The organism is Prauserella aidingensis (assembly GCF_024171865.1).
Classification (GTDB): Bacteria; Actinomycetota; Actinomycetes; order Mycobacteriales; family Pseudonocardiaceae; genus Prauserella; species Prauserella aidingensis.
In genome coordinates this window covers 60,273-84,931 of the sequence record NZ_JAMTCN010000010.1, presented here as the reverse complement: position 1 = coordinate 84,931, position 24,659 = coordinate 60,273, and the positions used below count along the sequence as shown (strand labels likewise).

General features: G+C 69.4%; 19 protein-coding genes. 9 read left to right on the top strand and 10 right to left on the bottom strand.

The window, feature by feature from the left end:
* The first annotated feature begins 19 nt into the window (after positions 1–19).
* Entirely contained in the window at positions 20–2,224 is a 2,205-nt protein-coding gene (katG, locus tag LY13_RS12845) for a catalase/peroxidase HPI (RefSeq protein ID WP_253828636.1), read from the top strand.
* Between the two features lie 125 nt (positions 2,225–2,349).
* Here katG and LY13_RS12840 read toward each other — a convergent pair whose 3' ends face one another.
* A complete protein-coding gene (locus tag LY13_RS12840) occupies positions 2,350–3,864 on the bottom strand; it encodes an MFS transporter (protein ID WP_253828635.1) in 1,515 nt (504 codons plus the stop codon).
* Positions 3,865–4,000: 136 nt separating this feature from the next.
* Here LY13_RS12840 and LY13_RS12835 point away from each other — a divergent pair, with 136 nt between their 5' ends.
* Positions 4,001–4,594, top strand: a complete 594-nt coding sequence (locus tag LY13_RS12835) for a TetR/AcrR family transcriptional regulator (protein ID WP_253828634.1) — start codon at positions 4,001–4,003, stop codon at positions 4,592–4,594.
* 47 nt (positions 4,595–4,641) lie between these two features.
* Here LY13_RS12835 and LY13_RS12830 read toward each other — a convergent pair whose 3' ends face one another.
* Positions 4,642–5,838, bottom strand: a complete 1,197-nt coding sequence (locus tag LY13_RS12830) for a hypothetical protein (RefSeq protein WP_253828633.1) — start codon at positions 5,836–5,838, stop codon at positions 4,642–4,644.
* A gap of 220 nt (positions 5,839–6,058) precedes the next feature.
* Between LY13_RS12830 and LY13_RS12825 the strand changes: the two genes are divergently transcribed.
* A complete protein-coding gene (locus LY13_RS12825; RefSeq protein ID WP_253828632.1) occupies positions 6,059–6,460 on the top strand; it encodes a hypothetical protein in 402 nt (133 codons plus the stop codon).
* A gap of 52 nt (positions 6,461–6,512) precedes the next feature.
* On the opposite strand, the gene LY13_RS12820 is transcribed toward LY13_RS12825, so the two are convergent.
* From LY13_RS12820 to LY13_RS12810, 3 genes are all read right to left on the bottom strand, one after another.
* Positions 6,513–7,838, bottom strand: coding sequence for an MBL fold metallo-hydrolase (locus LY13_RS12820; protein ID WP_253828631.1), 1,326 nt, complete (start codon positions 7,836–7,838; stop codon positions 6,513–6,515).
* A 195-nt stretch (positions 7,839–8,033) separates the two neighbouring features.
* Complete coding sequence (locus LY13_RS12815) at positions 8,034–8,786, bottom strand: class I SAM-dependent methyltransferase (protein WP_253828630.1); 753 nt, start codon at positions 8,784–8,786, stop codon at positions 8,034–8,036.
* Positions 8,787–9,307: 521 nt separating this feature from the next.
* The gene (locus LY13_RS12810; protein WP_253828629.1) at positions 9,308–9,586 is read right to left on the bottom strand and encodes a WhiB family transcriptional regulator; all 279 of its coding nucleotides are present in this window, start codon (positions 9,584–9,586) and stop codon (positions 9,308–9,310) included.
* 461 nt (positions 9,587–10,047) lie between these two features.
* Between LY13_RS12810 and LY13_RS12805 the strand changes: the two genes are divergently transcribed.
* From LY13_RS12805 to LY13_RS12785, 5 genes are all read left to right on the top strand, one after another.
* Positions 10,048–11,238: a DNA polymerase IV gene (locus tag LY13_RS12805; protein ID WP_253828683.1), complete on the top strand. Its 1,191-nt coding sequence runs from the start codon at positions 10,048–10,050 to the stop codon at positions 11,236–11,238.
* Positions 11,239–11,441: 203 nt separating this feature from the next.
* On the top strand, positions 11,442–14,948 hold the full coding sequence (locus LY13_RS12800) for an ATP-binding protein (protein ID WP_253828628.1): 3,507 nt from the start codon (positions 11,442–11,444) through the stop codon (positions 14,946–14,948).
* 80 nt (positions 14,949–15,028) lie between these two features.
* Positions 15,029–18,799 carry a DNA gyrase subunit A gene (locus tag LY13_RS26180; protein WP_253828627.1) on the top strand — a complete coding sequence of 1,257 codons (3,771 nt, stop codon included), beginning with the start codon at positions 15,029–15,031 and terminating at the stop codon, positions 18,797–18,799.
* A gap of 285 nt (positions 18,800–19,084) precedes the next feature.
* A complete protein-coding gene (locus LY13_RS12790; RefSeq protein WP_253828626.1) occupies positions 19,085–19,366 on the top strand; it encodes a type II toxin-antitoxin system Phd/YefM family antitoxin in 282 nt (93 codons plus the stop codon).
* Positions 19,363–19,755 carry a type II toxin-antitoxin system VapC family toxin gene (locus tag LY13_RS12785; protein ID WP_253828625.1) on the top strand — a complete coding sequence of 131 codons (393 nt, stop codon included), beginning with the start codon at positions 19,363–19,365 and terminating at the stop codon, positions 19,753–19,755. The genes LY13_RS12790 and LY13_RS12785 overlap by 4 nt, the downstream gene beginning before the upstream one ends.
* Before the next feature lie 8 nt (positions 19,756–19,763).
* Here LY13_RS12785 and LY13_RS12780 read toward each other — a convergent pair whose 3' ends face one another.
* On the bottom strand, positions 19,764–20,672 hold the full coding sequence (locus LY13_RS12780) for an RluA family pseudouridine synthase (protein ID WP_253828624.1): 909 nt from the start codon (positions 20,670–20,672) through the stop codon (positions 19,764–19,766).
* A 35-nt stretch (positions 20,673–20,707) separates the two neighbouring features.
* Between LY13_RS12780 and LY13_RS12775 the strand changes: the two genes are divergently transcribed.
* On the top strand, positions 20,708–21,181 hold the full coding sequence (locus LY13_RS12775; protein ID WP_253828622.1) for a nitroreductase family deazaflavin-dependent oxidoreductase: 474 nt from the start codon (positions 20,708–20,710) through the stop codon (positions 21,179–21,181).
* Positions 21,182–21,228: 47 nt separating this feature from the next.
* On the opposite strand, the gene urtE is transcribed toward LY13_RS12775, so the two are convergent.
* The 4 genes from urtE to urtB are packed head-to-tail and all read right to left on the bottom strand — an operon-like array spanning position 21,229 to position 24,657.
* Positions 21,229–21,921, bottom strand: coding sequence for an urea ABC transporter ATP-binding subunit UrtE (gene urtE, locus LY13_RS12770; RefSeq protein ID WP_253828621.1), 693 nt, complete (start codon positions 21,919–21,921; stop codon positions 21,229–21,231).
* The gene (urtD, locus tag LY13_RS12765) at positions 21,921–22,697 is read right to left on the bottom strand and encodes an urea ABC transporter ATP-binding protein UrtD (protein WP_253828620.1); all 777 of its coding nucleotides are present in this window, start codon (positions 22,695–22,697) and stop codon (positions 21,921–21,923) included. The genes urtE and urtD overlap by 1 nt, the downstream gene beginning before the upstream one ends.
* Positions 22,694–23,776, bottom strand: coding sequence for an urea ABC transporter permease subunit UrtC (urtC, locus tag LY13_RS12760; protein WP_253828619.1), 1,083 nt, complete (start codon positions 23,774–23,776; stop codon positions 22,694–22,696). The genes urtD and urtC overlap by 4 nt, the downstream gene beginning before the upstream one ends.
* Complete coding sequence (gene urtB / locus LY13_RS12755; RefSeq protein WP_253828618.1) at positions 23,773–24,657, bottom strand: urea ABC transporter permease subunit UrtB; 885 nt, start codon at positions 24,655–24,657, stop codon at positions 23,773–23,775. Before urtB ends, urtC begins: the two co-directional genes overlap by 4 nt.
* Between the last annotated feature and the right edge of the window lie 2 nt (positions 24,658–24,659).

Sequence of the window (24,659 nt, the reverse complement as noted above, 5' to 3'; positions counted from 1 at the left end):
CCACCTGAAGGGATGTCCATTGTCCGAGAGCAACGAAGCGGCCGCGGGCGGCTGCCCCGTCCTGCACGACCAGGGTCTGCCGCACCCGACCCAGGGTGACAGCAACACGGTGTGGTGGCCGAACAAGCTCAACCTGAAGATCCTGGCGAAGAACCAGCCTGCGTCCGACCCGATGGACGAGGACTTCGACTACGCCAAGGAGTTCGAGTCCCTCGACCTGTCGGCGGTCAAGAAGGACATCGCCGACGTCCTCACGGACTCGCAGGACTGGTGGCCCGCCGACTTCGGCAACTACGGCCCGCTGATGATCCGCATGGCCTGGCACAGCGCGGGTACCTACCGGGTCAGCGACGGCCGCGGCGGTGCCGACGGTGGTCAGCAGCGGTTCGCCCCGCTCAACAGCTGGCCCGACAACGTGAGCCTCGACAAGGCGCGCCGTCTGCTGTGGCCGGTCAAGAAGAAGTACGGCAAGAAGATCTCGTGGGCCGACCTGATGGTCCTCACCGGTAACGTCGCGCTCGAGACGATGGGCCTGAAGACGTTCGGCTTCGCAGGCGGCCGCGTCGACGCGTGGGAGCCGGACACCGACGTCTACTGGGGCTCCGAGACCACGTGGCTCGGCAGCGACCAGCGGATCTCCGGCGGTGAGGAGAACCGCGAGCTCGAGCAGCCGCTCGGCGCCACGCACATGGGCCTCATCTACGTCAACCCGGAGGGCCCCGAGGGCAAGCCGGACCCGGTGGCCGCCGCGCGCGACATCCGCGAGACGTTCGGCCGGATGGCGATGAACGACGAGGAGACCGTCGCTCTCATCGCCGGTGGTCACACGTTCGGCAAGACCCACGGTGCCGCTCCCGACTCCAACAACGGCCCCGACCCCGAGGCCGCCCCGCTGGAGGCGCAGGGACTCGGCTGGAAGAACAGCCACGGCACCGGTGTCGGCCGCGACGCCATCACCAGTGGTCTCGAGGTCACCTGGAGCCCGACTCCGACCCAGTGGAGCGGCTGGTTCTTCCACAACCTCTTCGCCTACGAGTGGGAGGTCTACGAGGGCCCGGGCGGCGGCTGGCAGTGGCGTCCGAAGGATGGCATGGCCAACAACACGGTCCCCGACCCGGAGACCGGCGAGCTCAACCGCCAGCCGAGCATGCTCACGACGGACCTGTCGCTGAAGGTCGACCCGATCTACGAGCCGATCTCCCGCCGGTTCATGGAGAACCCGGAGGAGTTCGCCGACGCCTTCGCCCGCGCGTGGTTCAAGCTGACCCACCGCGACATGGGCCCGAAGGACCGTTACGTCGGCCCCGAGGTCCCGTCCGAGGACCTCATCTGGCAGGACCCGATCCCGAAGCCGGAGTACGTGCCGAGCGAGGCCGACGTGGCCGAGCTCAAGGGCAAGATCGCCGACACCGGCCTGTCGGTGTCCGAGCTCGTCTCCACCGCGTGGGCCGCGGCGTCCACGTTCCGCGGCAGCGACAAGCGCGGCGGTGCGAACGGTGGCCGGATCCGTCTGGAGCCGCAGGTCAGCTTCGAGGCCAACGAGCCGGAGAAGCTCAAGCCGGTGCTGAAGAAGCTGGAGGAGGTCCAGACCTCGTTCGGCAAGCCGGTGTCGTTCGCCGACGTCGTGGTGCTGGCCGGTGTCGTGGGCGTCGAGAAGGCCGCCAAGGCCGCGGGCGTCGACGTCACGGTGCCGTTCACGCCGGGCCGCGGTGACGCCACGGCCGAGCAGACCGACGTCGAGTCGTTCTCGCACCTGGAGCCCCGCAGCGACGGGTTCCGCAACTACTACGGCAAGGGCAACCCGCTCCCCGCCGAGTACGCGCTGATCGACAAGGCCAACCTGCTCACGCTGACCGCGCCGGAGATGACGGTGCTGCTCGGTGGCCTGCGCGTGCTGGGTGCCAACTACCAGGGCTCGAGCAGCGGTGTGCTCACGTCGAAGCCGGAGGCGCTGACCAACGACTTCTTCGTGAACCTGCTCGACATGGGCACCGAGTGGGAGCCCACCACCGACGCCTCCGAGGAGTTCGTCGGCAAGGACCGCGCGACCGGCGAGGCCAAGTGGACCGCCAGCCGGGTGGACCTGCTGTTCGGCTCCAACTCGGAGCTGCGTGCGGTGGCCGAGGTGTACGCCGCCGACGACGCGAAGCAGAAGTTCGCCGCGGACTTCGTCGCGGCGTGGGACAAGGTCATGAACCTCGACCGGTTCGACGTCCAGGCCTGATCCCGGCCTGAGACACAGCGAGCGGCCCGTCGCCCGGGGATTCCCGGCGGCGGGCCGCTCGGCGTCACGGACCACTCCGCGTCGCGGGCCACTTCGGCGTCGCGGGGCGTTCCGCGTCGCGGGCGTCAGCGCGTGACGTCGGCGGGTTGTCGCTGTCGCAGGCCGACGGTGAGCGCACCCACGGCGGCGAGCGCCGTGACGAGCAGTCCCGTGGTCGCGGCGGCCGTGAGCCCGTCGGTGTAGGCGGCCAGCGCTTCCTCGCGTACGACGGTGCGCCGTGGTTCGTCGAGCGCTCCTGCGGCGGTGAGCGTGGCGGCGACCGTGTCGGCGGCGTGGGCGGGAATCCTGCCGGTCGCCACGTCGGCGATCCCGGACGTGTAGACCGCGCTCGCGACGGTGCCGAACGTCGCGATCCCCAGTGCGCCGCCGAACTCCGTGCTCGTCTCGGAGAGCGCGGAGGCCGCCCCCGCGCGCTGCGGGGGAGCGGTCGTCAGCACGAGCGAGTTCGCCGCGGTGGCCGTCATGCCCACACCCGTCGTCAGCACGGTGTAGCCGGCGAGGAACACCGCCAGGGAATCGTCGGGGCCGCCGAAGGCGACGACGCCGAGTCCGGCGGCCGCGATCGTGAGCCCGGCCGCGAGGAGCACCGGTGGACGCGCGCGGCCCGCGAGCGCGGCACACGCCGCCGAGCCCGCGATCGCGCCCGCGAAGGTGGGCAGTGCCCACAGCGCCGACTCCAACGCCGACAGTCCGTGCACCAGCTGCAGGAACGTGAACGCCAGCGCGCCGAGGCCGGTGGTCGCCACCGCGACGACGGTGTTCGCACCGATCGCCGTCGCGAACGGGATCCTGCGCAGCAGTCCGACGTCGAACAACGGGTCGGCGGCACGCCGGGAGTGCACCGCGAAGCCCGCGCCGGCCGCGAGGGCCAACAGGGCTGCCGCGGCGGCCACGAGGTCGGCGCCGTCGTCGGCGACGCGTTTGAGCGTGTACACCGCGGCCAGCGCGGCCGTCAGCGACAGGGCGGCGCCCGCGAGGTCGAACGGTCCCGGCCTCGGGTTGCGCGATTCGGGCAGCAGCACGGGTCCTGCGACGAGGAGCAGCACCATCACCGGAACGTTGATGAGGAACACCGCTCCCCACCAGAACTGCTCGAGCAGCATCCCGCCGACGATCGGCCCCGCGACCGATCCCCCGGAGAATGCGACGGTCCACGCGCCGACGGCGATCCGGCGCGGGCCTTCGTCGGTGAACATGGTGCGGATGAGCGCCAGTGTGGACGGTGCGAGCGTCGCGCCGCCGATCGCCAGCAGGGCCCGGCCGACGATGAGCGACTCGGCGTTCGGCGCGTAGGCCACGATCGCCGAGGCCGCGCCGAACAGTGCGGCGCCCGCCAGCAGGAGGCGTTTCCGTCCGAATCGGTCGCCGAGTCCGCCCATGGTGACGAGCAGTCCGGCCATCACGAAGCCGTAGATGTCCATCGCCCACAGCCATTGCCCCGACGTCGGCTCGAGTGCCTCGGTGATCGCGGGCGCCGCCACGAACAGCACCGAGATGTCCATCGACGTCAGCAGCGCGGGCAGCAGCAGGACCACGAGGCCGCACCAGGTGCGGGCGGTGGAGGGGGAGTCGGTGTGCATGCCACTTGATTGTACGTACGTCAAAATCGTGTGCAAGATGTACGTACGTAAAAACGACCTGGTCAGCCGTGTCGACACCGTTCGAACGCCGGCCCGGTCGCGCGGCGGCCGACGTCTCCGGGGCATAGTGACGGCCATGAGCCAACGTGAGGACCTGCTGGCCGGGGCGCGACGCTGTCTCGTGGAGAAGGGCTACTCCCGCACGACCGCGCGGGACATCGCCACGGCGTCCGGGTCGCACCTCGCCTCGATCGGATACCACTTCGGCTCGAAGGACGCGCTCATGAACCTCGCCGCGCTCGAGGCGCAGAGCGAATGGGGCGACGTGATCGAACGTGCCGTGCGCGCCAGCGCCGACGCCGACCCGGTGCAGCGGCTACGGGTGGCGATGACCGAACTGCTGGCCTCCCTGCCGCACCAGCGGGAACTCGTCGTGGCGACCACCCAGGCCTACGCGCAGGCGGAGTTCGGCGACGACATTCGCGTGGCACTCGCCGAGGCGAGCAGGCAGGCCCGCACGGAGCTCGCGGCCATGGTGCTCGGCCGCGACACCACGGACCTCGATGCCGACGCCGCCGACGGGATCGGCACGGTCGTGCACGCCATGGTCGTCGGCCTCGCGGTCCAGTTCGTGCTCTCGCCCGACACGCTGCCCGACGGGGACCGGGTCGCCGCCGCGATCGTCGAGCTCGCGGGAGGCGATCACAGCGACTCGAACGGAGCCGCGTAGCGGCGGCCCCGGCACTCCGCGGCGTGGTGCCCACGGGGCGGCAGACGTCAGGACTCGCCGGAGCCGGAGCCGCTGGATTCGGAGTCGCGGGAGTCGTCGGAACCGGAGCCGCCGGAGTCGTCGGAGCTGGACTCCTGCTCCTGGTATTCGGCACGGCGGCGGCTCTCGCGGTAGCCGTAGGCCGCTTGCCGCACGGCCTGGTCGGTCTCCAGGCTCGATCCGAGTGCGCCCGCGATGCCGCCGAGCGTGGTGAACGCCCAGGCCACGGCCAGGTACGTGCCGACCCCGGTCTCGGTGCCGAGCATGCTGGTCAGCAGTGACGCCGGCAGGATCAGCCACGCCAGCAGGAAGTTGACGACGAACAGGATCAGCAGCAGCGCGACCACGCCGATGATCAGGGTCAACAGGGTCGACGCGTTGTACAGCCACGCCAGCTGTGGATCCGACCGGGTGTCGCCGCGTTTCTCCCACAGGTCGTGTGCGGCGATCAGCCAGGTCACGAGTGCCGCGATCACCGTCACCGTCGTCAGCACCTTGAACCCGATGTTCAGCTGGTCGCCGACCATCCAGATCGTGCTCGACGACAGGCCGAACGCGCTCGTCGCCACGGCGGCCGCCAGTGCCCGTGACAGGCCGAACACCAGTCGCCACGGCCGGTTGGTGCGCACCATGCCCGAGAGCAGGCGCAGTCTGCCGCGCCTGCCCGGCGTCACGTACCGCACGTCTAGGTGGCTGCCCTCGGTCTCAACGGCTTTGCGGCGGATGGGCGCGAGCAGGCCGATGGCCCTGCCGCTGAGGCCGTGCCTGCGCTGTTCGCGCGTCCGGCCCGGCTCGTCCCGCTCTTCGGGTTCGCCGAGGAGCTCGTCGATGACCTGTCGCATCACCTGGTGGACGCGCCTGGGGGTCTGCAGGCCGCCCATCCCGGGGACGGACACGACGGCCACCCCGCGGTCGTGGTCGATGTCCGCCACGACCGGCCCGTCGTCGGAGCGCACCGGCAGGTCGGTGATGCAGATGGCGTACGTCCACCCGTGGGCGTCGCATTTGTGCGCCGTCTGCTCGAGGATCTCCGACGTGCCTTTCAACGTGGCCGTCACCGGGTCGGCGTCCACTTCGACGTGCCATTCGCCGTCGAGTTGATCCGGAAGCGTGTCGGCCAGGCGGTCGGCGATCGTCTCCGGCATGTCCGGGTCCGCGATCAGGCCGAGCACCGTGGCCTGATCGCTCGCGGGATCGCCGGTCACGGCTTCCGTGTCCTCGCTGGATTGGGACGGCACTGGACCCCTCTTTCACGAACGGTGTCGCCGGCGGCGTTGCCGCTTACCACTCGCCGGTGGGCCCGTAAACCGGCGAAACCAGCCGGTCCGGCGATCGAGTGGGCGGCTACCACAGCCGATACCCACCATGACAGTTGATCACCGAGCCCGCGCGTCGGCAGGCCGTGGGCCGAGAAGGGGAGTGAACGTGACGAGACGAGCCGTACGGGTGGCCGCGACCGTGTCGTGTGCGGTCGCGGCGGCGGGCCTGGCCACGGGAACGGTGTCGGCCGCCGAGCCGGAGTCGACCTCCGGCACGGGGCGACCCGCACTCGTGCACGCGAACGCGGTGAACGAGTGCAACCTCAACGTGCGCACCGGTCCGAACCTGGAATCGTCCGCGTTGACCACGCTGACCTGCGACAACTACACGACCTGCCGTCACGCCGGCGGAGCCGAGCCGTGCGGGCCCTACGTCATCGGCGGGACCTACAGCTGTGTCGGAACGGACGGGGAGCAGGTCACCGACGACCGGTGGGCCGAGGTGACCTACCGCGCGCCCGAGGCTGCCTTCGTCGCCGTCGCCTGTGCGGCGTTCCTGGAGCCGTAGCCGTCCGTCCACGACGGCCGCCTCGCCCGGACCCGGTCGTGGGTCCGGGCGATCAGGCGGCCGCGGCGAAGTCGTCGTTGATGGACACGACGTGCCGGCCCGCCGCGGCCAGCAGGGAGGCGGCGATGGCCGCCCGGTAGCCGGACTTGCAGTGGACCCACACCTCCCCGGCGGGGATCTCGTCCATGCGCTCCAACAGCTCGTGCAGCGGGATGTGCACCGCGTCGTCGAGATGGTCGAAGTCCCATTCGGACCTGCGCCGCACGTCCAGCACCACCACGTGCCGGTGGTGGCGGACCTGGGCGAGATCGGCGAAACACGCCGTCTCGAACCACCGCAGCTCGCCGCCGAACGCCCACTCCCGGACGTTGCCGGTCGCGGCCGCCTCGAGCCGGTCGATGCCGATGCGGACGAGTTCCCGCTGCGCCTCGGCGATCTGCTCGGGCGTCTCGCCGAGCAGCGTCAGCGGCGTTCCCCACGGCAACAGCCAGCCCAGGTAGGTCGCGAAACCGCCATCGATACCGAAGTTGAGCGTGCCCGCGACGTGCCCCGCGGCGAACGCCGTCCGCGTGCGGAGGTCGACGACCCATTCACCCGCGTCGATGCGGCGCCTCAGCTCCGCGGAATCGGCGCGATGCGGGGGAGCCAGGTCCGGTTCGGAGGGTCCCGCCAGGTTGGCGGGCGCCATGTGCGCGTAGTACGCCGGGTAGACGTCCAACCCGGCGAGCAGGCTCTCCACGTAGGACGACTCGTCGACGGTCAGCGCCGGGTTGACACGCTTCTCGTGGCCGATGGTGGACGCGTCGCCCGACGTCGGCGTCGCGGAACAGAAGCTGCCGAAACCGTGCGTCGGCAGCACTCGTGTGTCGTCGGGCAGCTCGGCGGCGAGCCGCCGGGCGGAGGCGTGCTGGGCGTGAGCCAGGTCCTCGGTGTGCTCGGGGCCGAGCAGATCGGGCCTTCCGGTCGATCCGAACAACAATGAGCCACCCGTGAACACCACCGGGCTGTCATCGCCGTGGGCCGCCGCGTACGACAGGTGCGTGAACGTGTGGCCCGGCGTGGCCAGCGCGCGCACGCGCATCGCCCCGACCTCGACGACGTCGCCGTCGGAGATCGGGGTGCGCTCGAACGAGACCGGGTCCTCGGCGTTGACGTGGTACGACGCGCCGGTCAACCGTGCCAGGGCCGGCCCGCCCGTCACGTAGTCGTTGTGGATGTGGGTCTCGAACACGGCCGACAGGCGGACGCCGCGGTCCTCCAGCAACGTGAGCATCCGGTCGATGTCCCGCTGCGGGTCGACCGCGAACGCCACCTGCCCGTCGTGCACGAGATAGCTGCGATCGCCCAGCGACGGCGTATCGATGGTGAGAATCTCCATCGCCTGCTGTGTCCTCCCGGTCACTCACTGACAACGCGCCGGCGGTGCCGGGCTCCTCCCTGCACGTTAGCAGTGGGCGATCGCGCTTTCCGTTGTGTCGCTGTGAAATCGTGGCGCCGCGACGTCGTCGTGCCGTGAATCGTTGCGTCGCCGGAGCGGCGTCACGGAATTCTTACGGCAGGGCGGGGTCGGCGGTCAGGCCACCGGGGTACGCGCGACGAGCAGGATCGACTGCCCGAACGGCACCCGCACGTTCTTCTCGATCGCCTTCGTGACCGGCACGACGTACTGGTCGTACAGCGCCACGAGCTTCGGGTTCGGCGAGCCGGTGCCGCCCTTGCGGACCGCGGCCCACCAGGCGAACGCGCCCAGGAAGTTGACCGGCTTGGAGACCTCGGTCGTCAGGCCGGCACGCTGCGCGGCGGTCGCGAGGGTGCGCGGCGTGTAGCGGCGGTAGTGGCCGACCAGCCGGTCGAACTCGCCGTACAGCTGCTGGTATCCCGGCACGAACATGATGACCTTGCCGCCCGGCGTCACCGACTTCGACAGGCTGCGCAGCGCCCCGGCGTCGTCCTCGATGTGCTCGAGCACGTTGATGGCCAGCAGTGTCTCGACCGGCTCGTCGAGACGGCCGGTGCCGTCGCCGTCGAACTGCTGCACCTCGACGTCGGAGCGGTCGGCGAAACGCGTCTTCATCTGCTGCACGGCCTCGGGGTCGACGTCGGTGACGACGTACCGCTCGGCGTCGTGGTAGCCCGACACGAACTCGCCGTCACCCGCGCCGATCTCCAGCACGGAGCGTCCGGCGTACGGCCGGATCAGTTCACGCTGGTACTCCAGGTAACGGGGCTTGGCGTTGTCGCCTTCGAGGCTGCGGCCCGTCGCCGCGGCGAAGGCGCCCTGGCCCTCCTGGGCCGGCCCGTCCTGTTCTCCAACCTGCAGTGTCACGCGTTCCCCTTCCGGTGTGCCGACCCCGGGATGGGTTGGTGCCGGCGATGAGGTGGGAACCCCGCTCGTGCGGTCCGTTCGCGCACCTTCAGCGCAGCCGCCCCGGTGTCTGGGCCCTGAGTCCGTTCGTCGTTGCCACTTGGGATTCCCCACGGTAGGGCATTTTAGTTATCGAACATCACCCAGGTTGATATGTATATGTTATGCATAACCGGACATTTGTACTGTGACTGGTGACACAGGTTGGCGGATGTCTGCATGCCGGAAAACGGCGTTTTATGCATGCAGATATGCATGATGGGGGGCGCCAGGTCATGCCGGTTCGGCCGACGGGAGCGGTGCGACACCGTCGCCGCGTCGGGCGGCGACGCGTGGAACGACGGGAAACGTCGGGGGACGAGCCGAACGTCGGAGGACGCCTGGCACGTCTGGGGCGTCGGCGAACGTGCGGGACGTGGACGTCCGTGAACGAGGGCTCCGTCGGGCGATGCCGGGGGACCACCGCCCGACGGAGCCGGGTGTCACGCCGCCCGCGGAGCGGACTCGCTACGGCGGCGTGCGAACTCGCGGCGTTCCTCCTGGGTGAGGCCGCCGAAGATCCCGAAGTCGAGACCATTGTCCAGCGCGTAGGACAGGCACTGGTCCCGAACGGGACAGCGTGCGCAGACCGCCTTCGCCTGCGCGGCCTGCTGCGAACCCGGGCCCATGTCGGACACGGGGAAGAACAGTTCCGGGTCCTCGTCGCGGCAGGCGGCGTCGTGCACCCACTCGAGGCTCTGTGGCTGGTCGGACTTGTTCATGGTGCGGGCGCCCTCCTTTCGCGGCGCGACTCACGAACGACGTGTCGTCACGTCGGACGTGCTGTTCGTCGGGTGTCGTGTTCGGACGTGTCCGCTCGCCGGGACGTGTCGACGTCCGACGTGACCGTGGCGCGGCGACGCCGGGTGTGGCGACGCCGGATGTGGCGATGCCGTGGCGCGGCGATGCCCGCCGGTTGTTCCTCGGGGGGCGGTGTCGCGTGTCGGGGTCGGGCACGCGCCTCCCGTAGACCGTCTTCCGTCTCGGAGGTGACCGCGTGGCGACGAGCGAACACTTCGTCCAACGGCCGCGGCGGGCCGCTTTGTTCCACGTTCAACTTCGTGTCCGGCGCGACGTCCGTCACGTGCCACGTGCGCCACATTCGGGAAACGGTGCGGACTCGACCGCATTCGGGCAGAACCGCAACGATCACCGGCGCCGAATGTCGTGGGAGTACCGCATACTGAGTGATGTGGAGTGGGTACTGCACGTCGATCTCGATCAGTTCATCGCCGCCGTCGAGATCGCGCGGCATCCGGAACTGCGGGGCGAACCCGTGGTGGTCGGCGGGGCGGGCGACCCTGCGCAGCGCGGCGTCGTCGCGACGGCGTCGTACGAGGCCAGGGCCTTCGGCGTGCACTCGGGAATGCCGCTGCGGACGGCGCAACGGAAATGTCCCGAGGCGGTATTCCTGCCCTCGGATTCGCCCGCCTACGAAGAGGTGTCGGAACGCGTCATGGCGGCATTGCGGGAACTGCCGGTCGTCGTGGAGGTGGCAGGCTGGGACGAGGCGTTTCTCGGCGCGGAAACCGATGACCCGGAAGATCTGGCGCAGCGCGTGCGCGACATCGTGCGCCTGCGTTGCGGATTGGAATGCTCCGTGGGAATCGGCGACAACAAACTGCGCGCGAAGACCGCCACCGGATTCGCCAAACCCGGTGGTATCCGTCGGCTGACGCAGTCGGACTGGCTGCCCGTGATGGCGCACCGCCCTCCGGACGCGCTGTGGGGCATCGGGAGCCGCACGGTCAAGAAGCTCGCCGAACTCGACATCACCACGGTCGGACAGCTCGCCGAGGCCGATCGCGACGCACTGGCCGCGCGGTTCGGCCCGACCATGGGGCCGTTCTTCCGCGTGCTGGCCCACGGCTGGGGCGACCGCGAGGTCGCGGCCACACCGCACGTGGCGAAGTCGCGCAGCCGCGAAACGACGTTCCAGCGGAACCTCACGGAGCGCACCGACGCCGACGCCGCCGTGCGGGAGCTCGCCCGGCGTGTCGCCGACGACGTGATCGCCGAGGGGCGCCCCGTCGCGCGGGTGGCCGTGAAAGTGCGGTTCGCACCGTTCGTCACCCGTACCCGCAGCACCACGCTGCCCGAACCCGTCGACCCCGAACCCGTCGACCCCGAACCCGTCGACCCCGAACCCGTCGACCCCGAACCCGTCGACCCCGTGGCCGGCGGGCGGGAGGGCGACGGTCGGCGGCCCGCGACGAGTGGTCCCGGCGAGAACGTCCAGCGCACCCGGGTCGGCGACGCTCTCGAACGGGCCGCGCTGACCGTGCTGGGCCGCTTCGAGTTCGACCGCCCGGTGCGACTGCTCGGAGTGCGTGCCGAGTTCGCCGAGTCGACGACCGGCGCAGGCGAAGGATGAACTGGGTCACATATCGGTCGCCGTCGCGGGGCTGTGTGGCCGGTGGGTGCCCCGGAATGTCCGGCCGTGCGGATACGCTGCAGTACGGTGCCTTCCGCCGGGGCCGGTGAATCCGACCGGTGCCGGAAGCCCGCACGAGGCGGCTCGCCCGCGGGGTGAACGGGACGCCGCCATCGCATCACGAGACCGGGAGAGACGACCCTGTGACTGCTTCGGCCGAGACCCTGTACGGGGCCGACGATCTGACCCACCTCGAGGGATTGGAAGCGGTGCGGAAGCGGCCCGGCATGTACATCGGGTCCACCGACAGCCGCGGCGTGAACCATCTGTTCGCCGAGATCGTCGACAACTGCACCGACGAGGGCGTGGCGGGCCACGCCGATCGTGTCGTCGTCACGCTGCACGCCGACGGCAGTGTCGAGGTGGACGACAACGGCCGTGGCATCCCCACCGACAACCACGCCAAGTCGGGAATCTCCGGCGTCGAGCTGGTGCTGACCCGGTTGCACGCGGGCGGCAAGTTCGGTGGCTCCGGCTACAAGGCCTCGGGCGGGCTCCACGGCGTCGGCGCATCGGCGGTGAACGCGCTGTCGCTGCGGTTCGACGTGCAGGTCCGGCGGGCGGGCAAGGTCCACGAGATGTCGTTCGCCCGCGGCGTGGCAGGCGTGTTCGACGGTCCCGGTCCGAAGGCGAAGTTCACGCCGCAGTCGGGATTGCGCGTCGCACGCAAGATGAAGCGCGGGGAGTCCACCGGCACGACGATCCGCTACTGGTACGACTCGCGGTACTTCGAGCAGGGCGCGGAGCTCGACATCGAGCACGTGCGCACCAAGCTGCAGCACACCGCGTTCCTCGTGCCCGGCGTCACCTACGTGCTGCGGACCGCCACCGACGGCGAGGTCGGCACGATCGAGGAGGAGACGTTCCACTACCCGAACGGCCTCGCCGACATGGTCGAGTACCTCGCTCCGACCGGCGACCGTGCGGTGTCCGGGACGATCACGATCTCCGGTGAGGGCACCTACAAGGAGAACGCAGCCGACGAGAACGGCGTCATGCAGTCCAATGTGGAACGGCGGGCGGAGGTGGACGTCGCGCTGCGCTGGGGCACCGGTTACGAGCGCACCATCGAGTGCTTCACCAACACCATCCGCAACGTGCACGGCGGCACGCACCGGAAGGGCTTCGACCGGGCGCTGACGAAATCGTTGCAGGAGGCGATCTCCAAGACCAGGGGGCTGCTCAAGCCGAAGGAGGACCCGCCGACCCTCGACGACATCACCGAGGGCATGACCGCGATCGTCCACGTGCGCATCCCGGAGCCGCAGTTCACGTCGCAGACCAAGGACGAACTGTCGACCGCGGGCATCACCAAGGTGCTGCAGGGCATCGTCGACAAGGAGATCCGCGCCTGGACCGACAACCGCCGGACGAAGTCCGAGGCCAAGACGGTGCTGCAGAAGATCGTCGACGCCTCCCGGGTGCGCATCGCGCAGAAGCAGCAGAAGGACGCCGCGCGGCGCAAGACGGCGCTCGAGGGCGCCGCCATGCCGCCGAAGCTCGTCGACTGCCGCGCGACCGGCATCGCCCGCAGTGAGCTGTTCCTCGTGGAAGGCGACAGCGCACTCGGTTGCTTCACCGGTGACACGCGCGTCGCGTTGGCGAGCGGCGGGAGCAAGACGTTCGTCGAGCTGGCCGCTGACTGGGAACAGGGGATCACGCACTTCGGCTACACGACGAACGCCGAGGGGCGGGTCGTGCTCGCCCCGCTCGTCGAACCCCGGGTGACCAAACGCGGTGCGCAGCTCGTGCGGGTGCGGCTCGACAACGGCGAATCGGTTCGGTGTACCCCGGACCATCTGTTCCGGCTTCGTGACGGTTCGTACCGGCGTGCGGACCAGCTGGCGGCCGGGGATTCGCTCATGCCGCTGTACCGCAGCGTGTCCGCCAAGTCCGCAGGGGACAACCTCGACGGTTACGAGCGCGTGTGGATGAACGACCGTGAGGAGTGGGTCTACACCCACTACCTCGCGGACGGATACAACCTGCGGAACGGCTTCGACAGCCCTGCCAACGGGAACGTTCGCCATCACGTCGATGTCGATAAGCGGAACAACGATCCCCGCAACATCCGCAGGATGACGTGGGAGGACCACGCTGCGCTCCACGCAGCGATGATGGGTGAGCACGTTCGCGAGGGCTATCGGGCCTGGCTGGCCAGCGGTGGCCTGGAGTTCAAGTCGGCGATGCTGTCCGAACAGTGGCAGGACCCGGAGTTCCGAGCCGGGTGCCTGGCCCGGCTGGCCGAGCGGAACGCGGATCCCGAGTTCCGCGCGAAGGTCGAGCAGGGCTTCCAGGACTGGTATGCCTCGTTGAGCGACGTCGAGCGTGCCGAGTACGCCGAGCGGATGCGTCGCTGGCAGGCCGAGTACTGGGCGCACCCCGAGCACCGGGCCGACGCGGCGGAACGTGTGCGGATCTTCTTCGCGGAGCCGGGTCGCAGGGAGGAGTGGAGCCGCCGCTCGAAGGAGCAGTGGCAAGACGAGGAACTGCGTGCATGGCGCTCACGGAAGACGGTCGAGCAGTTCTCCGATCAGGCAGAGCGTGACCGTCAGCGTGCAGCGGTGACCGCCTGGCACGAGGCCCACCCCGAGTTCGGCCTGCGGCATTCGGTGCGCATGTCCGGCCCCGACACCGGTCACCTCGCACGGGTCCAGAAGGGGCGTGCTCGTTACGTCGAGACCGTTCCGAAGCCGGAGAGGGTCGCCCAGCAGAACGAGGGCCGCCGGATCGCTGCGCTGAAACGGCTCGCCAACGTTCTCGACGTGTCGGACGGCGAGCTGGAGGGTGCGTACGAAGCGCTTCGGCTGGACACGGCGCGGACGGGCCTCCGGTTCGAGAGGCTGCTCGCGCACTACCACGGCGACTACCGCCGACTTCGGGAAGCAGCGCAGCATGTCAATCATCGCGTGGCGGCTGTCGAGTTCCTCGACGAGACCGAGGACGTCTACGACCTGACCGTGGACCACTACCACAACTTCGCACTGGAATCGGGCGTGTTCGTGCACAACAGTGCCCGCAGTGCGCGGGTGTCCGAGTACCAGGCGTTGCTGCCATTGCGCGGGAAGATCCTCAACGTGCAGAAGGCCGGGCTCGGTGACGCGCTGAAGAACGCCGAGATCTCCAACATCGTGCAGGTCCTCGGCGCGGGCACCGGGCGGACGTTCGACATGTCGGCGATGCGCTACGGCCGGATCATCGTCATGGCCGACGCCGACGTGGACGGGTCGCACATCCGCACCCTGCTGATCACGCTGTTCGCCCGCTACATGCGGCCGGTCATCGACGAGGGCAGGCTCTACGCCGCGATGCCGCCGCTGCACAAGGTCGTCACGAAGGGCAAGAACGAGGAGACGCACTACACCTTCACCGAGCGCGAGATGCAGGAGAAGGTCGCCGAACTCGAGGCGAAGGGCAAGACGATCAAGAAGCCCGTGCCGCGGTTCAAGGGTCTCGGCGAGATGGACGCCGACGAGCTGTGGGAGACGACGATGAACCCCGCGACCCGCGCCGTCCGCCGCATCACGCTCGACGACGCCGAGGCCGCCGAGGCCGCGCTCGAACTCCTCATGGGCGAGAAGGTCGAACCACGCCGCAACTGGCTCGTCTCGTCGTCCGAACGCGTCGACCAGGCCGCGATCGACATCTGACGGCGCGGTCGTCCCCGCATCCGCCGTCCCCGCACCCGTATCCGCCGCGCCAGAGCACGAACCAGGAGCCGGAGAACACCATGGCACGCCGTAAGAACCCGACCACCCGCGTCGATCCGGCCGCGTTCGACCAGGCCGGCGCCCAGGTCTACGACAACTCGCTGGCCACGGAGATCGAGGACTCGTACCTGGAGTACGCCTACTCGGTCATCCACTCCCGGGCGCTGCCCGACGCGCGCGACGGCCTCAAGCCGGTGCACCGCCGGATCCTGTTCTCCATGAACGAGAACGGCTACCGGCCCAGCCACGCGTACGTGAAGTCGTCGCGCGTCGTCGGTGACGTGATGGGCCGCTACCACCCGCACGGCGACGTCGCGATCTACGACGCGATGGTGCGGCTCGCGCAGGACTTCTCGATGAACGTCCCGCTGGTCGACGGGCACGGCAATTTCGGTAGCCCGGACGATGGACCGGCCGCGTCGCGTTACTGCCTGGTTGGTGAAACCCGTATCCGGCTTGCGGACGGGTCGAGTCCTCGTATCGCCGACGTCGTCGATCTGCCTGAGAACTCGGAGGCGGAGGCCGACTTCGAGGTGCTCGACAAGGACGGCAAAACCGTTCGGGTGAACAAGGTCTTCAACTCCGGTGTCCATCCGACCCTGCGCATGTCCACGAAGTCCGGGTATTCACTGCGCGGTAGTGAGAACCACCTCGTACTGTGCCTCGAAGCGCCCGCCGGTGTCCCCTTGTTCCAGTGGCGCAGGCTGGACGAGGTCGAACCGGGCACGGTTGTCTGTGTGGCGCGCAACGCGTGGATGCAGGTCGTGCCCACCGCGCGGGAGTACATGCAGGGTGTGCTCGCGGGCGCGTGGGTCTCGGAAGGCTTCGCCACCGAGAACCGTGCCGGGTTCAGCAACACCGACGACCATTACTTCGACGAGGTATTGCACGCGTACGACCAGCTCGTCGGTGGGCAGCGATATGTGTACGAGCGAGAGACACGTCGGGACCGGAAGCGGATTCGTGAACTGGACATCCAGGACTATGCGGGCGGTATGGACGCGTTCCGGCGTAGCCCGCTGGCCGAGTTCATCGGACACGGGGCCAAGGACAAGTTCGTGCCGGAGCATGTCTGGACGGGCGGTTGGGGAGTCAAGCGCGCGTTCTTGATGGCCGCGTTCGAGGGTGACGGTGGTGTTCGCCAGGCCGACAACTCGTTCACCGTTCAGTACAGCACCTACAGTGAGCGGCTGGCATCCGAGTTGCAGGAGCTACTGGCAGAGTTCGGCGTCACTGCGCGGATCTGCGCCTACACCAGGAAGAGCGGTTCGGTCGAACGGCGACTGGTCATCGCGGGGTTGCGCAACGTCAAGGCGTTCGCCGAGCGCGTCGGGTTCCTGAAGACCAAGCAGGCCAAGCTGCAGGAGTTGCTGCAGCGCTCTCCGCTACGCCCGCATCGGTTGAGTGCCGACCACGTTCCGTTCGTGGCCGACTACGTACGTGGAGCTGCGGACTTCGATCGGCGCGGCAGCGGGCGGAAATGGCTCACACAGCACAACTTCGATCGGATGGAGCGTTGGGAAACCGAACGTCTCCGCATCATCGACCGGATCAAGGACACCGAGGTCCTGCAGACGATCCTTCCGATCATGGACTCCGGGTACCGGTTCGAGGAGGTCACTGAGGTCGAGGCTGCGGAGCCGGCCGAGGTGTACTCCGTGCGGGTCGAGTCGGACGATCACTCCTTCCTCGCGGGCGGTTTCGTCAACCACAACACCGAGGCTCGCATGTCGCCCGAGGCGATGCTGCTCGTCGGCGAGCTGGGTGAAGAGACCGTCGACATGCGGCCGAACTACGACGGTGAGCTGCTCGAACCGTCGGTGCTGCCCGCGTCGTTCCCGAACCTGCTGGTCAACGGTACGTCCGGGATCGCGGTCGGCATGGCGACCAACATGATTCCGCACAACCTCAGCGAGGTCATCGCCGCCGCGCGCTGGCTGATCAACCACCCGAACGCGTCGCTCGACAAGCTGATGGAGTTCGTGCCGGGACCCGACCTGCCGACCGGTGGGCAGCTGCTCGGCCTGGACCAGGTGCGCAAGGCCTACGAGACGGGCCGCGGCGTCGTGCGGATGCGCGCGACCGTGGAGACCGGCCCGATCGAAGGCAGCAGGCGGCAGGGCATCACCGTGACCGAGCTGCCGTACGGCGTGGGCCCGGAGAAGGTCATCGAGCGCATCACCGACGAGGTCAACAAGACGAAGCGGCTCTCGGGCATCGCCGACGTCAAGGACCTCACCGATCGCGAGAACGGCACGCGGCTGGTCATCGAGTGCAAGGTCGGCGTCAACCCGCAGGCGCTGCTGGCGGACCTGTACCGGCTGACGCCGCTGGAGCAATCGTTCGGCATCAACAACCTCGTGCTCGTCGACGGCAAGCCGCAGACCCTCGGGCTCAAGCCGTTGCTCGAGGTGTTCCTGCAGCACCGCTACGACGTCGTCACCCGCCGCACCCGCTACCGTCGCCGCAAGCGCGAGGAGCGGCTGCACCTGGTGGAGGGTCTGCTCAAGGCGCTCGTCGACATCGACAAGGTCATCAAGCTCATCCGGCAGAGCGACAACGCGCAGGCCGCCAAGGAGGGCCTGATGAAGCGGTTCGAACTCACCGAGATCCAGGCAACGTACATTTTGGACACCCCGCTGCGGCGGTTGACCAAGTACGACAAGCTCGACCTCGAGCAGGAGGAGGAGAAGCTGCGCGAGGAGATCGCGGAGCTGTCGAAGATCCTCGACGACGACAAGGAACTGAAGAAGGTCGTCTCGGCCGAGCTGGCGAAGATCGCGAAGGACTTCCCGACCGAACGCCGCACCGCGCTGATCGACGGCGACCTCAAGGAGGTGCTGGCCGCGTCCAAACCGGCCGGTCCGCTGGAGGTCGCCGACGACCCGTGTCACGTGGTGCTGTCGGCCACCGGGCTCGTCGCCCGCACTGCGGCCGAGTCGGAGGAGGCGCAGGAGAGCCGCCGCCGCAACGGCCGGGTCAAACACGACGCGGTGCAGGCCGTGGTCCGCACGACCGCGCGCGGCCAGGTGGTCCTGGTGACGAGCGCGGGCAGGGCGTTCAAGGTGGACGTGCTGCCGCTGCCCGTGCTGCCGGAGCAGAGCGGCACGGTGTCGCTGCGCGGCGGCATGGCGGCGAGAGAACTCGTGCCGCTGGCGAAGGGTGAACGGATCGTCGGGCTCGCCCCGCTCGGCGACCATGTCGGCGAGTCGCCGGGGCTGGCGCTGGGCACCAAGGCCGGTGTGGTGAAGGTGTGCGCCCCCGACTGGCCCGTGCGTTCCGAGGAGTTCGAGGTCATCAATCTCAAGGAGGGCGACGAGGTCGTCGGCGCGGCGTGGTTGACCGACGGCGAGGAGGAACTGGCGTTCGTGACGTCCGCGGCGTCGCTGTTGCGGTACTCGGCGTCGCTGGTGCGGCCGCAGGGGCTCAAGAGCGGCGGCATGGCGGGCGTCAAGTTGTCCGGTGACGCGGAGGTCGTGTTCTTCGGCGCGGTGCGCACGGACGACGACGAGCACGGTGAACCGTTCGTCGTCACGGCCACGGGTGAGACGGTGAAGGTGACGCCGTTCGCGGAGTACCCCGCGAAGGGCCGCGCGACCGTGGGCGTGCGTGCTCACCGGTTGCTGAAGGGCGAGGACGCCGTCCGGGTCGCGTGGATCGGCCCGCGGCCCGCGGGCAGTTCCCGCAAGGGCGACGCGGTGGAACTTCCCGAGGTCGACGACCGCCGCGACGGCTCCGGTGCTGCCCACCCCGGCCCGGAGGTCATCGGCCACCGCATCGAACGCGACTGAGCCGGGGACGGGCCGGCCTCCCACACGCGCCGTGTTGCGTCCCCAGGAGACCGTGTTGCGTTCTCCGGGGGCCGTGTTGCGGATCGCGGGGACCGTGTTGCGTTCTCCGGGCGTCGTGTTGCGGCCTCGGGTTCAGCCGGGCCAGGCGGACAGGGTGCGGGCGCTCTCGAACCGGCGGCGCCCGGTGAGCGTGTCGCCGCCCGGTGAGCGGGTCGGGGGAGCGTCGGCGCAGCGCGGTCGCTCGTGACGAGACAGAGGTAGCACATCAGATGCTACAATGGGCTCATGACGTCCATCGGCATCCGGGAGCTTCGTCAGCAAGCGTCCCACTACGTCGCCTTGGCAAAAGCCGGCGAGCGGGTCGAGGTGACCGACCGTGGTCGCTTGGTGGCCTACCTCGTGCCCGTGGAATCCGACGGGTCCGCTCTCGATCGGTTGGAGGCGGCCGGACAGTATCGGCCCCCGGCAGGGCACGTTAGTGAGCTGGGCGATCCCCCTCCGGTGCCGCACGGTCGTCGCGGCCTGACCGACGTACTCGCCGACATGCGTGGCGAGGAAGCCTGGTGATCTACCTCGACACGTCGGCCTTCCTCAAGCTGGTGTGGGCCGAGGCCGAAACGCCTGCGTTGCGTCGGATGGTGGGCGAACGTTCGGACGAACACGTGGTGTCGAGCGCGCTGCTGTCGGTCGAGACCAGGCGAGCAGCGATCCGCCAGGGTGGAGGCGCCCTGCCTCGTGCCGATCTCGCACTGGAGAAGGTGGGCTTGATCGAGATGAGCAGGGCCGTGGCGGAAGCTGCGGGCCGGTTGCCCGACCCGCAGCTGCGATCTCTCGATGCCATTCACCTTGCGACCGCGTTGCTCCTCGAAGGAGACCTGGGCACCTTCGTCACGTACGACAAGAGACTGGGGATGGCCGCCGAGTCGATGGGACTTCCGGTCGCGTCGCCTGCCTGAACCCGTGCTCAGCCGGGCCAGGCCGAGAGCGTGCGGGCGCTCTCGAACCGGCGGCGCCGCCCGGTGAGCGGGTCGGTGAATTCGAGGACCTTCGCCAGCAGCTGCAACGGGTTGCGGAAGTCGTCGAGCGCGGTCTCGTACGTCACCGGGTAGAACGAGTCGCCCACGATGGGCACGCCGAGCGAGGCCAGGTGCACCCGCAGCTGGTGCGTCCGTCCGGTGGCGGGCACCAGGCGGTAGCGGCCCAGGTCGTCGCGGGCCTCGACGAGCTCGACGCGGGTTTCGGCGTTCGGTTCGCCCGGCACTTCCTCGGCGGTGACGACCTCGCGGCGTTTGACGATCCGGCTCCGCACCGTGCGCGGCAGCGTGAGCCGAGGGTCGTACGGGGCGATCGCCTCGTACTCCTTGTGCACCACGCGGTCGCGGAACAGGTTCTGGTACGGCCCGCGCAGCTCCCGCCGCACGGTGAACATCAGCAGCCCGGCGGTCACGCGGTCGAGCCGGTGCACGGGGCTCAACTCGGGCAGGCCGAGCTCGTCGCGCAGCCGCACCAGAGCAGTCTGCATGACGTGCTTACCGCGGGGGATCGTCGCGAGGAAATGCGGTTTGTCGGCCACCACCAGGTCGTCGTCGCGATACACGATGCCGATGTCGAACGGTACGGGCACCTCGTCGGGCAGGTCGCGGTGGAACCACACGAACTCGCCCGGCACGTACGGGGTGTCGGTCGTGACGGCACCGGTGGCCGTGACGAACCGGCCCGCCGTGATCATCTCGTCGACGTAGGCGGGTTCCAGCCGGTGCAGCCGCTGCACCAGGTGGTCGCGCACGGTCGCCCACGTCCCGTCGACGGGGAGCCGCAGCCGCGCGGCGTCGAGTCCGTTGCGTTGCGGCAACGGCGAGACGGGGCGTTTCATGCGTTCCAGGGTACCGGCGGAGTAGGGTGCCGGTCGTGGAGCAGATCACGGATGCCGGGCCGCCGAGCGGATGGAAGCGCGCGCTGGCGCGGGCGCCGATCGTGTTCTATCGCTGCGGCCTCGGCGCACTGCTGAGTCGCCGGTTCCTGTACCTGGTACACACCGGCAGGCGCACCGGCAAGCGGCGCGAGGTCGTTCTCGAGGTGGTCACGAGTGACGCGCGCTCGATCACGGCGTGCTCCGGTTTCGGGGCGAAAGCCGCCTGGTACCGGAACATCCTCGAGAACCCGTCCGTGACCATCCAGAGCGGACGGTTACGTACGTCGGCGACCGCGACGGCGCTGGACGTCGAGACGGGCGTGGAGCTGATGGTCGAGTACGGCCGCAGGACGCCGAAACTCGCCGCACGCCTGACGCGCGTCATGGGCTACCGGGTCGACGGCAGCGACGAGGACTTCCGCGCACTGGGCCGTGAGGTCAGGTTCGTCCGCTTCGACCACGGTGGCTGACCCGGCGGCACGCGCGGCCGTGCGGGACCGCCGGGTCGGCCGCATCCTCAGATCGCCATCGCGGCGCGGACCGTCGCGTGGGAATCGTCGCCGCCGTCGCCGGACGAGGTGACCCGGCCCGAGGCGAGGACGTAGTAGCGGTCCGCCACCGACAACGCGAAACCGATGTGCTGTTCCACCAGCAGCACCGACAGGTCGTCACCGCTCGTCAGGTCGGCGATCGTGCGTTCGATCTGGGCCACGACGGACGGCTGGATGCCCTCGGTGGGCTCGTCGAGGATCAGCACGCGCGGTTCGGTGATCAGCGCCCTGGCGATCGCCAGCTGCTGCCGCTGCCCACCGGAGAGCAGGCCGGCCTTGCGTGACATCACCTCGCGCAGCGCGGGGAACAGATCGAGCAGCTCGTCGGTGCGGGCGCGTCCGCGCGGGCGGGTGTCGGCGACGAGCTGCAGGTTCTCCGCCGTCGTGAGCTGGGGGAAGCTCTGCTGGCCCTGTGGCACGTAGGCCAGTCCGCGCCGTACGCGCCGGTGGGGCCGCAGCCGCGTGACGTCGTCGCCGTCGAGCAGCACCCGCCCCCGCGACGGTGCGAGCAGTCCGACGGCGGCGCGCAGCAACGTCGTCTTGCCCGCTCCGTTGTGGCCCATCACCGCGGTGATCCCGCCTTCGGGCACGTGCACGGTCGCGCCGTGCACCACGGTCGTGCGGCCGTAGCCCACGTGGAGGTCGTCGAGTTCGAGCATCACGCCACCGCCTCGTCGGAGTCGTTCGCCGCGTCGGTGGGCGCGGTGCCGAGGTAGACCTCCTGCACCCGTGGGTCGGACTGCACCTCGGCCACACTGCCTTCGGACAGCACCGAACCGGCGTGCAACACGGTCACCGAGTCCGCGAACGAACGCATGAAGTCCATGTCGTGCTCGACGACCACGACCGTCCGGTCGGCGCCGACGCGGCGGAGCAGTTCGCCGGTCCTCGTGCGTTCCTCGCCGCTCATGCCCGCGACGGGTTCGTCGAGCAGCAGCACCCGCGCGTCCCGGACCAGGAGCATGCCGATCTCCAGCCACTGTTTCTGACCGTGGGACAGCGTCCCCGCCTTGAGGTCGCGGTGCGCCGTGAGCCCGACGGTCTCCAACGTCTCGTCGATCCGCTCGGGTGTCCGGCCACGGGCCCGCAGCATCGTCACGGGGCCGCGTTCGGCGCCCGCGGCGATGTCGAGGTTCTGCAACACGGACAGGTCCTCGAACACGCTGGCGGTTTGGAACGTCCTGCCGACACCGAGCCGTGCGATCCGGTGCGCCTTGCGGCCGAGGAGTTCGGTCCTGCCGAACCGGATCGACCCGGCCGCGCGGGCGAGGCCGGTGATCGCGTCGACGAGGGTCGTCTTGCCCGCGCCGTTCGGGCCGATCAGGAAACGCAGATCCCCTTGCAGCACCGTGAGGGACACTCCGTCGACGGCGCGGAAGCCGTCGAACTCCACCCGCACGTCGGAGAGTTCGAGGTAGTCGGCGGTCATGCTCATACCGTGGCCTCCTGTCGCTGCGGTGCGGGTTCGGTCGCCGGGGTGGGCCGCCGTCGCCACAGTGCCGACACGGAGGCGAAGCCACGCGGCAGGAATGCCACGACGACCACGAACAGCACGCCCTGGAAGTACGTCCACATCGAGGGGAAACTCTCCGACAGCGACGTCTCGGCCCAGGCCACGATCAGCGCGCCGAGCGCGGGGCCGAACAGGGTCGCGCGGCCGCCGATCGCCACGCCGATCAGGAACCCGATGGACGGGACCACGCCGACGTCGTCCGGCGAGACGATGCCCGCGATCGGTACGAACAACGCTCCGCCGATGCCTGCCATGACGGCGGCGATCACGTAGGCGACGGTCTTGACCAGTGCCGGGTCGTAGCCGAGGAACCGGACACGTTGCTCCTGGTCGCGTACGGCCACGAGCAGTTCGCCGTAGCGCGAACGGTAGAGCTGCCAGGCGGCCAGCAGCATCAGCAGCAGTGCGCCGGAGGCGATGAAGAACAGCATCCGTTTGTTCACCGGGTCGAACAGGTCGTAGCCGAAGAACGAGCGGAAGCCGTTGAGCCCGTTCGTGCCGCCGGTGGTCGCCTGTTGCCCGATGAGCAGGATCGCGAACGCCGCGGCGAGTGCCTGCGAGAGAATGGCGAAGTAGGCTCCGCGCACGCCGCGCCGGAAGATCGCCCAGCCCAGGACGAACGCCACCGCGGCCGGGATCGCCGCCACGGCGACCAGGGTGATCACCGGTGAGCGGAACGGCTCCCACCACAACGGGACCTCGCCGTTGCCGTAGAGCTGCATGAAGTCGGGGACGCCGCCGGGGCCCGCGTCGTCGAGCTTCATGTGCATGGCCATGACGTAGGCGCCGAGTCCGAAGTAGACGCCCTGGCCGAGGGTGAGCATTCCGCCCCGGCCCCAGGCGAGGCCGATGCCGACGGCGACCATCGCGAAGCACACGAACTGGCCCAGCAGCGACAGCCGGAACGTCGACAACACCGACGGTGCCACGGCGAACAGTGCGACGGCGACGGCGGCGAAACCCGCGAGGGTGGCGCCGTGGCGCCTCACGATCGGGGTCATACCAGACTCCTCGTCTTCACGCTGAAGATTCCCTGCGGCCGGGCCTGCAGGAAGACCACGACGACCACGAGCACCGCGACCTTGGCGAGACTGGCCGTGGTGGAGTACTCGAACGCGGCCTGCAGGGTGCCGAGGCCGAACGCCGCGATCACGCATCCCTTGATCTGGCCGATGCCACCGGCGACGACGACGAGGAACGCGTCGACGATGTAGTTGGTGCCGAGCGTCGGCCCCGTCGAACCGAGCAGGGTCAGGGCCACACCCGCGACACCCGCCAGGCCGGAGCCGATGAAGAACGTCATCCGGTCCGTCGCGCGGGTGGACACGCCGACCGTCTCGGCGAGGTCGCGGCTCTGCACGGTGCCGCGGATCCGCCTGCCCAGCGGGGACGTCTTCAGCAGCACGCCGAGGCCCACCACGGCCGCGACGGACAGCACGATGATGAACAGCCGCGCCGACGAGACCTGCAGCAAGCCGAGGTCGACGTTGCCCGAGAGCCAGCCGGGCGCGCGGACCTCCACGTTCGGCGCGCCGAAGATGTCGCGGGCCAGCTGCTGCAGGATCAGTGCCACTCCCCACGTGACGAGGAGCGTGTCGAGTGGGCGGTGGTACATGCGCCGTAGCAGGGTCGCTTCGAGCAACACACCGAGCGCGCCGCCGACGAGGAATCCGGCGGGCAGCGACACGAACAGGGACAGTCCGGCGTCACCGACGACGCTCTGCACGACGAACGCGGTGTAGGCGCCCGCCATCATGAACTCGCCGTGCGCCATGTTGATGACGCCCATCTGGCCGAACGTCAGCGCCAGTCCCAGCGCGGCGAGCAGGAGCACGGAGCCGAGCGACAGTCCGGCGAAGAGCTGAGCGAACAATGCGTCCACGA